The organism is Stenotrophomonas indicatrix, assembly GCA_041545745.1.
In the GTDB taxonomy this organism is placed as follows: domain Bacteria; phylum Pseudomonadota; class Gammaproteobacteria; order Xanthomonadales; family Xanthomonadaceae; genus Stenotrophomonas; species Stenotrophomonas indicatrix_A.
In genome coordinates, this window is record CP168152.1 from 615,527 (window position 1) to 628,108 (window position 12,582).

A 12,582-nucleotide genomic window follows, 5' to 3' on the forward strand; every position below is an offset into this window, starting at 1 on the left:
TGCAGGGCAGGTGCCAACGTTGGTTGGCACCTCACAGCGGTGCGGACCCAGGTCCGCACCCACCAGAGACGCGTTACAGCTTCGCGCGCTGCTCGCGCAGGCCGGCCAGCTGGTTGTTCCAGTCGACCAGGCGCACGCGTTCCTGCTCGATCACCGCTGGCGGAACCTTGTCCGAGAACTTGGCCAGCTTGGTCTCGCTCTTCTCCTGCTCGCCTTCCACGCGCTTGATCTCCTTGTCCAGGCGCGCGCGCTCGGCATCGAGATCAACCAGGCCTTCCAGCGGTACCAGCAGCTTCAGTTCACCGACGATCGCGGCAGCTGCCGGCGGCGCACTCTGTGCGTCGGCCAGCCACTGGATGCTGTCCAGCTTCAGCAGGAACGACAGCGAGGCGCTGAAGCGCTCGATGCGCTCGCGGTCCTGGCTCTGCCCGGCATGTTCCAGGCCGGCCAGCAGGCGCAGCGGCACCAGCTTGGACGGGGCGACGTTCAGTTCGCTGCGCACGCGGCGCACCGCACTGATCACCGCCTTCAACCATTCAACGTCGGCCTCGGCCTGGGCATGATCGCCCTCGAACTCGGCGGCGGTCGGGTACGGACGCAGCGACAGCGTGGTTTCACCCAGGCCCAGGCGCGGGGCCAGTTGCTGCCACAGCTGCTCGGTGATGAACGGGGTCAGCGGGTGCAGCAGGCGCAGCAGCGCTTCCAGCACGTACAGCAGGGTGTGGCGGGTGCTGTCGGCGTCGGCGGCATCGGCGCCGTTCAACGCCGGCTTGCTCAGCTCCAGGAACCAGTCGCAGAACGCGTTCCAGGCGAATTCGTACAGGCACTGCGCCAGAAGGTCGAAGCGATAGGCGGCGAAATGCCCCTGCGCTTCGGCGGTGGTGGCGGCCAGGCGCGAGAGGATCCAGCGCTCGGCATCGGTACGCGGCGTCGGCACGCCGGTGAACGCCGCACCTTCGGTGTTCATCAGGGTGAAACGGCTGGCGTTCCACAGCTTGTTGCAGAAATTCTTGTAGCCCTCGGCGCGGTTCATGTCGAACTTGATGTCGCGGCCATGGGTGGCCAGCGCGGCGATGGTGAAACGCAGCGCATCGGCACCATGGGCGGCGATGCCGTCCGGGAACTCCTTGCGCGTGGCCTTCTCGATCTTCTCCACCATGCGCGGCTGCATCAGCCCGCCGGTGCGCTTGGCCACCAGATCGTCGATGGTGATGCCGTCGATGATGTCCAGCGGATCGAGCACGTTGCCCTTGCTCTTGGACATCTTCTGGCCTTGGCCGTCGCGGATCAGGCCGGTGAAGTAGACGTCCTTGAACGGGATCTTCCCGGTCAGGTTGTCGGTGGCCATGATCATGCGCGCCACCCAGAAGAAGATGATGTCGAAGCCGGTGATCAGCACCGACGACGGCAGGTAGCGGTCGAAACCGCGCTCGGCCATCGCCTGCTCGTTCGGCCAGCCCAGGGTGGAGAACGGCCACAGCTGCGAGGAGAACCAGGTCTCCAGCACGTCGCTTTCCTGGCTCAGCACCACGTCGCTGCCGAGATTGTTCTTCGCCCGCACTTCCTCTTCGCTGCGGCCGACGTAGCAGTTGCCGGTGGCGGCATCGAACCATGCGGGAATGCGGTGGCCCCACCACAGCTGGCGGCTGATGCACCAATCCTGGATGTTGGTCATCCAGTGGCGGTAGGTATTGATCCAGTTCGGCGGCACGAACGAGATCGAGCCCGGCTTTCCATCGGTACCTTCGACCAGCTCCAGGCCACGACGCGCCAGTTCGTCCATCTTCACGAACCACTGGTCGGTCAGGTACGGCTCGATCACCTGGCCGGTACGGTCGCCGCGCGGCACCTGCAGCTTGTGCGCCTTGGTCTCGACCAGGATGCCCAGGTCTTCCAGTTCAGCCAGCACGGCCTTGCGCGCGTCGTAACGGTCCAGCCCCTGGAAACGTTCCGGCGCGTTGTCGTTGATCGCGGCCACCGGGGTGAACAGGTTGATCATCGGCAGGCTGTGGCGCACGCCCACCTGGTAATCGTTGAAGTCATGCGCCGGGGTGACCTTGACCACGCCGGTACCGAACGCACGGTCCACGTAGTCGTCGGCGATCACCGGCACGCGGCGGCCGGTCAGCGGCAGCACCACGCTCTTGCCGATCAGGTGCAGGTAGCGCTCGTCTTCGGGATGCACCATCACCGCGGTGTCACCCAGCAGGGTTTCCGGGCGGGTAGTGGCGACCACCAGGTAATCGCGGGTCTCGCGCAGGGTTTCGACGCCGTCGGCATCGCGCTCGACGTGTTCGTAGCTGAGGCCTTCATCCAGCTGGTAGGCGATCGACCACAGGAAACCGTCTTCCTCGGCGCTCTCCACTTCCAGGTCCGAGATTGCGGTCTTCAGCACCGGATCCCAGTTGACCAGGCGCTGGCCACGATAGATCAGGCCCTGTTCGTGCCAGCGCACGAAGGCCTCGATCACCGCTTCGGACGGCTGCGGGTCCATGGTGAAGGTGCTGCGCGACCAGTCGGCCGAGGTACCGAGGCGGCGCATCTGCCGTTCGATGATGTCACCGGACTGCTGCTTCCACTCCCACACCTTGCCGATGAAGCCCTCGCGGCCCAGCGAATCGCGGGTCTCGCCGTTGCCTTCCAGCGCCAGGTTGCGGCTGACCACCATCTCGGTGGCGATGCCGGCGTGGTCGGTACCGACCTGCCACAGCGTGTCGTAGCCGCGCATGCGGTGATAACGCACCAGCGCATCCATCAGGGTCTGCTGGAAGGCATGGCCCATGTGCAGGGTGCCGGTCACGTTCGGCGGCGGCAGCAGGATGGTGTACGGCTCGCCCTTGCCGGACGGCTTGAAATGGCCGGCCTTCTCCCAGGCCTCGTAGAGGTCGGTCTCGAAGGACTTCGGGTCGTAGCTGGAGGCGAGTTGGGTCATGCGGGGGAACCAGTCATCAAGGCGGGAAGGGAGATCAGCGCGACCCGAGGGTGCGCCGGATCTTCTGGTCGGTGTGGTACTGGCTGACCGAATAGGCAGCCCAGATCGCGGCGGGCAGCCAGCCGATCAGGGTGATCTGCAGAATCAGGCAGACGATGCCGGCAAACGGCCGGCCGATGGTGAAAAAGGACAGCCAGGGAAGAATCAGGGCGATCAGCAGGCGCATCAAGGGGTCCTCGCCGGGCTTACATGTCGTGCTTGTTCAGGTCGTAACCGGCGGTCTTGTACTGGCGCCAGCGCTCGCGCAGCGGTTCGCGCGCTTCCGGATCGGCCGGCACCACTTCCAGCACGCGCTCGCACTGGCCCAGCCAGGGTTCGTCGCGCAGGTTGATCACCAGCGGCCGCACGGGGGCCTCGCCACCGGGTGGGGCGATCAGCACCAGCGCCTCTTCCTCGTCTACATCCTCACCCACGATCTGGTGCGGAATGTAGGCATCGTCGTCGAACGACCAGAGAAGTTCGTCCAGTTCTTCGGCCTGGGCCTGGTCGCGGGCCAGCACCAGGGTGAACAACCCGGCGTCGTTGGCCTTGCGCGCCAGCTCGCAGACCAGGCGCAACGGCTCGGTCAGGAAACGGGGCTTGGCGATCAGGTAGAAGTCGGCGCGGGGCATGGTGGCATCCAGGTGAGGCAGGTGCCGATCCATGCCGGCTGACGGCTGGACCGGCGAGGCCCGGGCCGGCGGTTGCCGGCCAGGGTCAGGTACAGCGTCAGGCGCGGGCGACCTGGTCCAGCAACCACTGGCTCAGCAGGCCGACCGGACGGCCGGTGGCCATGCCACGCTTGCCTTCATCGCTGGCCACGCCGGCGATGTCCAGATGGGCCCAGCGCTGGCCTTCGGCGAAGCGCGACAGGAAACAGCCAGCGGTGATGGCACCGGCCCAGCGGCCGCCGATGTTGTAGACGTCGGCGAAGCTGGAATCCAGCATCGGCTGGTACTCGTCCCACAGCGGCAGGCGCCAGGCGCGGTCGAAGACCTGCTCGCCGGCGGCCAGCAGCTCGTTGGCCAGGTCGTCGTGCTTGCTCATCAGGCCCGCGGTCTGGTGGCCGAGGGCGACCAGGCAGGCGCCGGTCAGGGTGGCCACGTCCACCAGGGCAGCCGGCTCGAAGCGCTGTGCGTAGGTCAGGGCGTCGCACAGGATCAGGCGGCCTTCGGCGTCGGTGTTGCCGACTTCAATGGTCTTGCCCGACATCGAGGTGATGACGTCGGACGGACGGTAGGCGTTGCCGTCGATGGCGTTTTCCACCGCCGGCACCACCACGACAAGGTTCAACGGCAGCTTGGCCTTGACCGCGGCGACGAAGGTGCCGATGACGTTGGCGCCACCGCACATGTCGTACTTCATCTCTTCGATGCCACCCTGGGTCTTCAGGTTGACGCCGCCGGTATCGAAGGTGATGCCCTTGCCGACCAGCACGTAGGGCTTGGCGTCGCCGCCATTGCTCCACTTCAGCACCACCAGGCGCGGGCGGTTGGCCGAGCCACGGGCCACGGCCAGCAGCGAGCCCATGCCCAGCGCTTCCATCTGGGTCTCGTCGAGGATCTCGGCTTCGGCACCGTCATGCTCGTCGGCGAATTTCACGCCCACTTCAGCCAGATAGGCCGGGGTGCAGTAGTTCGGCGGCAGATTGCCCAGCTCGCGGGCGAACTCGACACCGGCGGCGATGGCCTGGCCCTGGGCCAGGGCCTGCGCGTCCTCACCTGCGATGGCCAGCTGGGCCAGGCCGGCATCGTCGGCCTTCTTCTTGCCCAGGGTGGCGGTGTAGCGGTAGGCCGCGTGGTCGGCAGCGATCACCGCCTGGCGGATCGCCCAGGCCGCGTCGCGGTCCTTCACCGCCACTTCGGAGAGGGTGAACAGTGCGCTGCGGGCAGCGCCGGCCTTCAGCGCGCGCACGGCATCGCCGACTGCCTTCAGGTACTGCGGCACGCCGAAGCGGGCGGCATCGCCGAGGCCGACCACCAGCACGCGCGGGGCGGTCACGCCCGGCAGGTCGTGCAGCAGGGTGGTGGCGCCGGTCTTGCCGGACAGGTCGCCGCGCTGGGCCAGGGCGGCCAGGCGGCCACCGCTTGCAGCATCCAGTGCCTGCGCGGACGCAGTCAGGGTATGGTCGGCATAGGCGCCGACGACGAGGCAGTCAACGGCGGCCGAAGCCGCAGCGAGGTGGTTCAGGGTGAATTCGAGAGCCATTGAGCAGATTCCATTGGCAAGTCCGTACAATCGCGGACCGTTTACGCCCAGACGCTAGACTGGGCGGCACCGCGAACGAACCTGAGAGTTTAAACCACCGCCCCATGTTGAAGCTCGACCGCTATCTATTGGGCGATTTCGTCCAGAGTTTCCTGGCTACCCTGATCGTCCTGCTGGTGGTCAGCGTGGGCGGCGTGCTGGTGGACATCCTCGGCAACATCGCCGACGGGCGGCTGCCGGCCAAGCTGCTGTTCTCGCAGCTGGGCCTGCAGTTCATCGTCTACATGCCGCTGATCCTGCCGCTGGCACTGATGCTGGGCCTGCTGCTGGCCATCGCCCGCCTCTACCGCGACTCGGAAATGGCGGTCATCACCGCCATTGGTGTCGGCCCCAAACGCCTGCTCAAGCCCCTGCTGCTGCTGGTGCTGCCGGTGATTGCGGTGGTGGGCGCCTGTTCGTTGTGGCTGGGGCCCTGGGCCCAGCGCACCGCCGAACAGATGATCCAGGACGCCAACCGCAGCGTGCTGATGGCCGGCCTGGAGCCGGGCCGGTTCACCCCGCTGCCCAATGGCGGCGTGGTCTACGTCGCCTCGATCTCCCCCGATGGCAGCCAGCTGGGCCGTGTGTTCCTGCAGCGGCAGAAGGAGGATCGCCTTGAGGTGGTGTCCGCTGCCAGCGGCCGCATGTACTTCGAAGGCGCCCGCCAGCGCTTCCTCGAACTGGATGATGGCCACCAGCTGGAAGGGCCGGCGGCCGGCGCACTGGATTACCGTCTGGCGACCTTCGCCCGCAACGACGTGGCGCTGCCCGACGGCAGTGAGGCCCGCAAGAGTGATGATCCCGAACTGATGCCGACCACCGCGCTGTTCGGCGACAAGCGCCCCGAGGCGCAGGCACAGCTGCACCGCCGCCTGGCCCCGCCGCTGATCGCGCTGGCCTTCGCCCTGCTGATCGTACCGCTGGGGCGCAGTTCGCCGCGCCAGCAGCGCTACGGCCGGATGATGCTGGCCCTGCTGGCCTACATGGTCGGCACCAACATGATGTTCATCGGCAGTGGCTGGATTGCCAATGGGCAGATTCCGCCGGCGCTTGGCCTGTGGTGGCTGACCCTGCCGTTGCTGGCACTGGCGATCTGGATGTACGCGCGTGATGGCCGCATGGCCCGCCCGAAGGGAGCCCGCGCATGATGCTGCGACCGATGCGTTTCGATCTGTACCTGGGCCGGGCGGTGCTGGGTACCGTGCTGCTGACCTGGGCGGTGCTGGTCGGCCTGGACGTGCTGATGGCCTTCTCCGGCGAGTTCAAGGACATCGGCAAGAACGGCTATTCGCTGGGCCATGCGGCAGCCTGGGTGCTGTACACCGTGCCGCGCCGGGCTTACACGATGTTCCCGACCGCGGCGGTGATCGGCGCGCTGATGGGCCTGGGCCAGCTGGCCGCGACCTCGGAGCTGACCGCATTGCGCGCGCTGGGCCTGTCGCGCAAACGCCTGAGCGTGTCGGTGGCGATCGCCCTGTCGCTGCTGACCGGGCTGATGGTGATCAGTGCCGAGACCCTGGGACCGTGGGGTCAGAACCGCGCCGATTCGCTGAAGATGAGTGCCAAGTGGGGCACCGACATGGCGGTGGCGCGGTACTCCGGCTTGTGGGCGCGCGAGGGTGACACGTTCCTCAACGCACAGAGTGGCGAGGAACAGCTGGTCGGCGACAAGGGCACCCGGCTGATTCTGCGGGACGTGCGCCTCTACAGGATCAACGAGGACGGGCGCGTCGGTACGTTGACCCATGCGGCCACCGCCGAGCATGACAAGGATGGCTGGGTGTTGACCGGCGTGCGCCGTGACACCTTCGGCGAGCGCTCGGCAACGCGCCAGGAAGTGGCCCGTGAGCCGTGGAATTCCAAGCTGGACGCTGGAGCCCTGGCCACCGGCATCGCCAAGCCGCGCAACCTCAGCGTGTCCGAGCTGAGCACCAGCATTGCCTATCGTGAGCGCAATGGGCTGGATGCACGCGACTACGAGGATGTGTACTGGAGCCGCTGGTTCTATCCGTTGAATGTGCTGGCGCTGTGCCTGGCGGCGGTGCCGTTCGCGTTCGGTTCGCTGCGCAGTGGCGGCATGGGCAAGCGCCTGTTCCTGGGCATCCTGTTCGCGCTGGCGTTCTGGCTGCTGCAGCTGTTCTTCGGCCGCATGGCCGGCGCGCTGAAGTTTGACTACCGCATCGCCTACGCGCTGCCGCCGATCGTGATGCTGGCCGTGTCCGGATTGTTGTTCCGGCGTAAATCGGGCTGAGTCCGGCAGTGCCGGGCCCTGCCCGGCGCTGCCAGCACAGGTCAGCGCTTCGGTATCCGCAGCACCCGCGTGGCGCTCGCGCGGTCGTGCCAGGTCAGCCGCTGGCGATCCACCAGCGCCCACCAGAAGCCCAGCCCGCCCAGCAGCAACGACAGCGTGGCCACCGCGAACCGCAGCCACAGCTGGCCGCGTCGCAACGGCGTGCCATCGCGTGATTCCAGCTTCAAGCGCCAGGGGCGCATGCCCAATGTCTGCCCGCCGCGTCGCCAGCTGGCGGTGGCATACCACCCGGTCATGCCCCAGCACACTGCCCACAGCAGCCATTGCCATGCGCTGAAAGGCGCGATGTTGTCGCGCTGCGCATGGCCGCTGAACGTATAGGCCAGGGTGAACACGGTGCCGGCCAGCATCCACAAGGCCAGTACCGGCAACGCGTCATAGATCATCGCCAGCAGGCGCCACAGCAGCAGCGCGCGCGGGCGGGGCGTATCAGCGGCGACGTGGGCCGCATCGGTGGCGGGGCTCGACATGTGCCGAGCATACGCAATGCTGGCCGTGCCCGCAGTCGGCCTCGTATCCTGCGTGCATGGCCGTCACTTCCACTCCCGCCGAGCGTCGTCAGCTGGTTCAGCAACTGCCCGAGTTGCGCGGCGAGGACAGCCAGCGCATCCAGCGTTTCCTCGACGCGATCTGGGCCGAGCACGGTCTGGCCCGCGCCACGCTGGACAGCTACCGCCGCGACCTCGAAGGTCTGGCGCGCTGGTGTGATGGACGCGACGGTGGTCTGGCCGGTGTTGAACGCGCCGGTCTGTTCGATTACCTGGCCTGGCGTACCCGCCACAACTGGTCGCCGCGCAGCAACGCGCGGCTGCTGTCGGCGCTGCGTGCCTTCTTCGCCGACGCCGTGCGCCGTGGCGAACGCAGTGAAGATCCCAGCGCACTGCTGGATCCGCCGAAGCTGCCGCGGCTGCTGCCCAAGGCGTTGGCCGAGAGCCAGATCGACGCGCTGCTGGCGGCACCGGATATCGACAGTCCGCTCGGCCTGCGTGACCGCGCCATGCTGGAACTGATGTATGCCGCCGGGCTGCGCGTGAGCGAGCTGGTGCTGCTGCCCGCCACGGCGGTGAACCTGCGCCAGGGTGTGCTGCGGGTGACCGGCAAGGGCAGCAAGGAGCGCTTGGTGCCGCTGGGCGAGGAGTCGCAGTACTGGCTGGAACGCTACCTGCAGCAGTCGCGACCGCAACTGGTGGGCAAGGGCAAGGGCAAGGTGCAGGCGCTGGCCGACGGGCAGACGCCCTTGTTCATCGAACCGGCCCTGCATGGTTTGACCCGCCAGGCGTTCTGGCACCTGGTCAAGCGTTATGCGGCGGTGGCCGGTATCGACCCGGCGCGGATCAGTCCGCATGGCCTGCGGCACAGTTTCGCCACCCACCTGCTGAACCATGGCGCCGATCTGCGCGCGCTGCAGATGCTGCTGGGCCACAGCTCGCTGTCCACCACCCAGATCTACACGCTGGTCGCACGCGAACACCTGCAGAAACTGCACGCCCGCCATCATCCACGCGGCTGACCCCACGGCTGAACCCTGCCGGGCCTGTGCGCGGCATCGCGGACCGCTCAGGATGGCTGTGTCAGAATCCGAAGTCTTCTTTCTGCTGCGGACTGCTCCATGCTCCGATTCGCCATCGCCGCCGTGTTCGGCGCGCTCAGCCTGAGTGCCTGCGCCCAGCCCGCCCCGCCCGCCGCAAAAGTGCCCGCCGCAGCGGCAGCCAAGGCCGGTCCTGCCGCCGCGGCCAATGGCCCGGCCGAGCAGGCTGTGCGCAAGGCACTGACCGAGCTCAACCCCGGCTTCCAGGTGGACTACATCGGTGCCGCGCCCTTCCCGGGCTTCCGCGAAGTGGTGGTCTCCGGCCAGCTGCTGTACGTCTCCGACGACGGCCGCTACCTGTTCCAGTCGCAGCCCTACGACACCCGCGCCAAGAGCCCGGCCAACAGCGAAGGCCTGCTGGGCTACCGCCGCGACCTGCTGGCCAAGGCCAACCATGGCGACCGCATCGTGTTCGCCGCGCCGAACGCGAAGTACACCATCAGCGTGTTCACCGACATCGAATGCGGCTACTGCCGCAAGCTGCACCAGGACATCGCCGAGCTCAACCGCAACGGCATCACCGTCGAGTACCTGGCCTTCCCGCGCATGGGGCTGGGCAGCAAGGATTACACCGACATGATCTCGGTCTGGTGCGCGGCCGATCGTCGCCAGGCCCTGACCAATGCCAAACGCGGTGGCACGGTGGCCGCGAAGAACTGCACCAACCCGGTGGCGATGCAGTACGCCCTGGGCCAGCAGTTGGGCGTGAACGGTACGCCGGCCATCTTCGCGCCGGATGGCACCCAGCTCGGCGGCTACCTGCCGCCGGCGCAGCTGCGTGCCGCGTTGGAGAAGCTGTCGGCCAAGCGCTGATTGAAACGCCGCCGGGCATGGCCCGGCGCTACCGTGGATGGGCGGGTAGCGCCGGGCCATGCCCGGCGGATGCATCAGACAGAAAGCCGGGGACGCAGTGCGCCCCCGGCCTTTTTCTTACTTCAAGCCATCACTGACCGCCTTGGTCAGCGTGCCCTGCGCGTCGTCGCCGCTGAACTCCCAGACAAACGCACCGCCCAGTCCCTGGGTCTTCACGTAGCCCATCTTGCGGGTGATGTTGGCCGGGGTATCGAAGCTCCACAACGTGCTGCCGTTGTAGATCCAGGTGGCCCCGGCGGTGTTGTCGGTGTAGCCCGGCCACGCCAGGTTCTTCAGCACCTTCCAGTCTTCGATGCCGGCCTCGTAGGTGCCCGGTGCCGCGCCGGTGGCGCTCTGGTACAGGCCGTTGTTGGCGTTGGCCACCCCGGTCCAGCCGCGCCCGTAATAGCCGATGCCCAGGTTGAGCTTGGCGGCGGGAACACCACGGCTGATGAAGGCCTCGATGGCGTCGTTGCTGTTGTACAGCTTCTGGTCGCCGGTGGACGGATCACTCGGCGAATCGAACAGCGCCGATTGGTGATTGGTCTTCGCATCCCACGCGCCGTGGAAGTCGTAGGTCATCACGTTGATGTAGTCCAGGTACGGATGGTACGCGGCCGGATCGGTGACGCGGATCTTGTCGATGCCGGCGCCGACCGCCACCGTCAGCAACAAGCCCGGACGCACCGCATCGAGCTGGCGGCGGAACTCGGCCATCAGCGCGGTGAAGTTGGCATTGTCCTCGGGCGTGCCGCAGGCAATACCGCAGGCCACCGGGTATTCCCAGTCGATGTCGATGCCGTCGAACACGCCCAGTGCTGCCCCCGGGCCACCGGCTCCGTCGGTCACCGGCAGGTTGCCCTTGATGTAGGCGTCGATGCACGAGGCGACGAAGGCCTGGCGGTTGGCCGGTTGCGCCGCGCTGGAGAAGCCACGCGACCAGGTCCAGCCACCCAGCGAGATCAGCACCTTCATGCCCGGGTACTTGGCCTTGAGCTGCTTGAGCTGGTTCCAGTTGCCACGCAGCGGCTGGTCCCAGGTATCGGCGCTGCCGCTTACGCTTTCACCGGCACCGAAGGCCTTGGTGTAGTCGGCGAAGGCATCGCCACCCACACCGGTGTTCGGGTCCGATGCCTGGGTCACGCCCACTTCGCAGCGGTTGTTGCGCACGTTGCCGAAGGCGTAGTTGATGTGCGTCAGGCGCGCGGCCGAACCGCTGCTGTCGATGTTCTTGACCCGGTAGTTGCGGCCATAGATGCCCCACTGGGTGAAGTAGCCGATGACCCGCTTGCCGGTGGTGCCACCGTCGCCGGCCAGGGTGCTGGCGGTCACCGCCGTGCCCTGCGCCGATGCATTGCCGGCGTTGTCGCGGGCGCGCACGCGGTAGCTGTAGCTGGTGGACGCGGTCAGTCCGCCATCGACATAGCTGGCGCTGGACGGTGACCCGACCAGGCTGCCGTTGCGGTACACGTCGTAGCCGGCCAGGCCGCTGCCACCGGTGTTGTCGCTGGACGGGCTCCAGCTCAGGGCGATGCTGTTGGCGGTGCGGGTACCTACTGCCAGGCCGCCGGGCACACTGGGTGCGGTGGTATCGCCACTGGCTGCGTTGACGGTGATGGTGATGGTCGCGGTGCTGGCGGTGGCGTTGTTGTTGTCGGTGGCGACCGCGCGCAGGGTATGGCTGCCGGCGCTGGCGTTGGCCCAGTTGGCGCTGTACGGCGCGCTGGTGTCGACGCCCAGCGAACTGCCATCGCGGAAGAACTCGACCTTGCTGACGCTGCCGTCCGGATCGCTGGCGTTGGCGGTCACGTTGACCGTGCTGCCGGCGCTGAAGGTGGCGCCGTTGGCCGGCGAGGTCAGGCTGACCACCGGCGGCTGGTTGGCCCCGCCGCCGTCGCAGGCGCCGAGGTTGGTGTAGTAGGGTGCACCGGCCGGATGGTCCGGCGGCGCGTTCCAGATGTCCTGGTTCGCCCGGTAGAGGACCCCTCCCTTCTGCAGGGTGTCGCCACTGCGGTAGATCTTGGCCTGGTCCCACTCGGCAACGCCGGCACAGCTGGCGGCCTGGGCCAGGCCGGGCAGCGCAACGGCCCCGGCGAGGGCCAGCAGCCAGGCCAGACGGCGCGGGCGACAGCGTTGGAGGGAAGGGTGGGCACTGCGTACATCGGCACTCTGCACAAGCGGGTCGTACATGGTGTGTCTCCGATCGATGGTTGGCGCACGGGCCAAGACGGCGCCGCACGTAACGCAGGGTCCGGACATCGCCCGGGAAGGCGACGGAGGGGGCGGACGGAGGTACCTGGTGGGCCGGGGAGAGAGTCCGGCGCCAGGTAGGGACAACGTTGTCATCAATTGCGTGGTCAATCCGTGAGCGAGCGCATGGTTCGGGGATTTGGGCGAGAGCGGCGCTGGCGCGCGGTCGGCAGCCATCGGCGGGGCCCCTTCGTGGTTGGCGTCTAGAGCAGGTTCCGGGGTTGGGCCCGGGCGGGTGGGCTGCGCAGGGGTCGCTGCAAGTACGTCCCTGTAAGCTCGGTCGCCGCATCCATGCGGCTCACGCCCCTGCGCAGCCCACCCGCCCGGCCCCCGACAGGTTCATGCGCGCGCCAGCCACGAAAG

At 67.5% G+C, this 12,582-nt stretch carries 10 protein-coding genes; 4 read left to right on the forward strand and 6 right to left on the reverse strand.

Annotated features, from left to right (window positions below; all coding sequences use genetic code 11):
* Window positions 1-73: 73 nt before the first annotated feature.
* The 4 genes from ACEF39_RS02770 to ACEF39_RS02785 form a co-directional block, all read right to left on the reverse strand.
* A complete protein-coding gene (locus ACEF39_RS02770) occupies window positions 74-2,932 on the reverse strand; it encodes a valine--tRNA ligase (RefSeq protein WP_500286890.1) in 2,859 nt (952 codons plus the stop codon).
* A 34-nt stretch (window positions 2,933-2,966) separates the two neighbouring features.
* Complete coding sequence (locus tag ACEF39_RS02775; protein ID WP_025879360.1) at window positions 2,967-3,158, reverse strand: YqaE/Pmp3 family membrane protein; 192 nt, start codon at window positions 3,156-3,158, stop codon at window positions 2,967-2,969.
* A 19-nt stretch (window positions 3,159-3,177) separates the two neighbouring features.
* Window positions 3,178-3,603, reverse strand: a complete 426-nt coding sequence (locus ACEF39_RS02780; RefSeq protein ID WP_025879359.1) for a DNA polymerase III subunit chi — start codon at window positions 3,601-3,603, stop codon at window positions 3,178-3,180.
* A 97-nt stretch (window positions 3,604-3,700) separates the two neighbouring features.
* Window positions 3,701-5,179: a leucyl aminopeptidase gene (locus tag ACEF39_RS02785; protein WP_500286891.1), complete on the reverse strand. Its 1,479-nt coding sequence runs from the start codon at window positions 5,177-5,179 to the stop codon at window positions 3,701-3,703.
* Between the two features lie 104 nt (window positions 5,180-5,283).
* Here ACEF39_RS02785 and lptF point away from each other — a divergent pair, with 104 nt between their 5' ends.
* Window positions 5,284-6,366, forward strand: coding sequence for an LPS export ABC transporter permease LptF (lptF, locus tag ACEF39_RS02790; protein ID WP_500286892.1), 1,083 nt, complete (start codon window positions 5,284-5,286; stop codon window positions 6,364-6,366).
* Window positions 6,363-7,469, forward strand: a complete 1,107-nt coding sequence (gene lptG / locus ACEF39_RS02795) for an LPS export ABC transporter permease LptG (protein ID WP_500286893.1) — start codon at window positions 6,363-6,365, stop codon at window positions 7,467-7,469. Before lptF ends, lptG begins: the two co-directional genes overlap by 4 nt.
* Before the next feature lie 41 nt (window positions 7,470-7,510).
* Here lptG and ACEF39_RS02800 read toward each other — a convergent pair whose 3' ends face one another.
* The gene (locus ACEF39_RS02800) at window positions 7,511-7,999 is read right to left on the reverse strand and encodes an RDD family protein (protein WP_500286894.1); all 489 of its coding nucleotides are present in this window, start codon (window positions 7,997-7,999) and stop codon (window positions 7,511-7,513) included.
* 56 nt (window positions 8,000-8,055) lie between these two features.
* Between ACEF39_RS02800 and xerD the strand changes: the two genes are divergently transcribed.
* Together xerD and ACEF39_RS02810 are read left to right on the forward strand one after the other, a co-directional pair.
* Window positions 8,056-9,039 (forward strand): site-specific tyrosine recombinase XerD, encoded by a 984-nt coding sequence (gene xerD, locus ACEF39_RS02805; protein ID WP_500286895.1) that lies wholly within the window; start codon window positions 8,056-8,058, stop codon window positions 9,037-9,039.
* 99 nt (window positions 9,040-9,138) lie between these two features.
* Complete coding sequence (locus tag ACEF39_RS02810) at window positions 9,139-9,930, forward strand: DsbC family protein (protein WP_500286896.1); 792 nt, start codon at window positions 9,139-9,141, stop codon at window positions 9,928-9,930.
* A gap of 117 nt (window positions 9,931-10,047) precedes the next feature.
* Here ACEF39_RS02810 and ACEF39_RS02815 read toward each other — a convergent pair whose 3' ends face one another.
* Window positions 10,048-12,159: a glycosyl hydrolase family 18 protein gene (locus tag ACEF39_RS02815; RefSeq protein ID WP_500286897.1), complete on the reverse strand. Its 2,112-nt coding sequence runs from the start codon at window positions 12,157-12,159 to the stop codon at window positions 10,048-10,050.
* Between the last annotated feature and the right edge of the window lie 423 nt (window positions 12,160-12,582).

What these genes read in the sequence shown, in the direction of transcription:
- ACEF39_RS02800 (WP_500286894.1), bottom strand. Translation starts at nt 7,999, where the DNA reads ATGTCGAGCCCCGCCACCGATGCGGCCCACGTCGCCGCTGATACGCCC.
- ACEF39_RS02780 (WP_025879359.1), bottom strand. Translation starts at nt 3,603, where the DNA reads ATGCCCCGCGCCGACTTCTACCTGATCGCCAAGCCCCGTTTCCTGACC.
- ACEF39_RS02810 (WP_500286896.1), top strand. Translation starts at nt 9,139, where the DNA reads ATGCTCCGATTCGCCATCGCCGCCGTGTTCGGCGCGCTCAGCCTGAGT.
- ACEF39_RS02770 (WP_500286890.1), bottom strand. Translation starts at nt 2,932, where the DNA reads ATGACCCAACTCGCCTCCAGCTACGACCCGAAGTCCTTCGAGACCGAC.
- xerD (WP_500286895.1), top strand. Translation starts at nt 8,056, where the DNA reads ATGGCCGTCACTTCCACTCCCGCCGAGCGTCGTCAGCTGGTTCAGCAA.
- lptG (WP_500286893.1), top strand. Translation starts at nt 6,363, where the DNA reads ATGATGCTGCGACCGATGCGTTTCGATCTGTACCTGGGCCGGGCGGTG.
- lptF (WP_500286892.1), top strand. Translation starts at nt 5,284, where the DNA reads ATGTTGAAGCTCGACCGCTATCTATTGGGCGATTTCGTCCAGAGTTTC.
- ACEF39_RS02775 (WP_025879360.1), bottom strand. Translation starts at nt 3,158, where the DNA reads ATGCGCCTGCTGATCGCCCTGATTCTTCCCTGGCTGTCCTTTTTCACC.
- ACEF39_RS02785 (WP_500286891.1), bottom strand. Translation starts at nt 5,179, where the DNA reads ATGGCTCTCGAATTCACCCTGAACCACCTCGCTGCGGCTTCGGCCGCC.
- ACEF39_RS02815 (WP_500286897.1), bottom strand. Translation starts at nt 12,159, where the DNA reads ATGTACGACCCGCTTGTGCAGAGTGCCGATGTACGCAGTGCCCACCCT.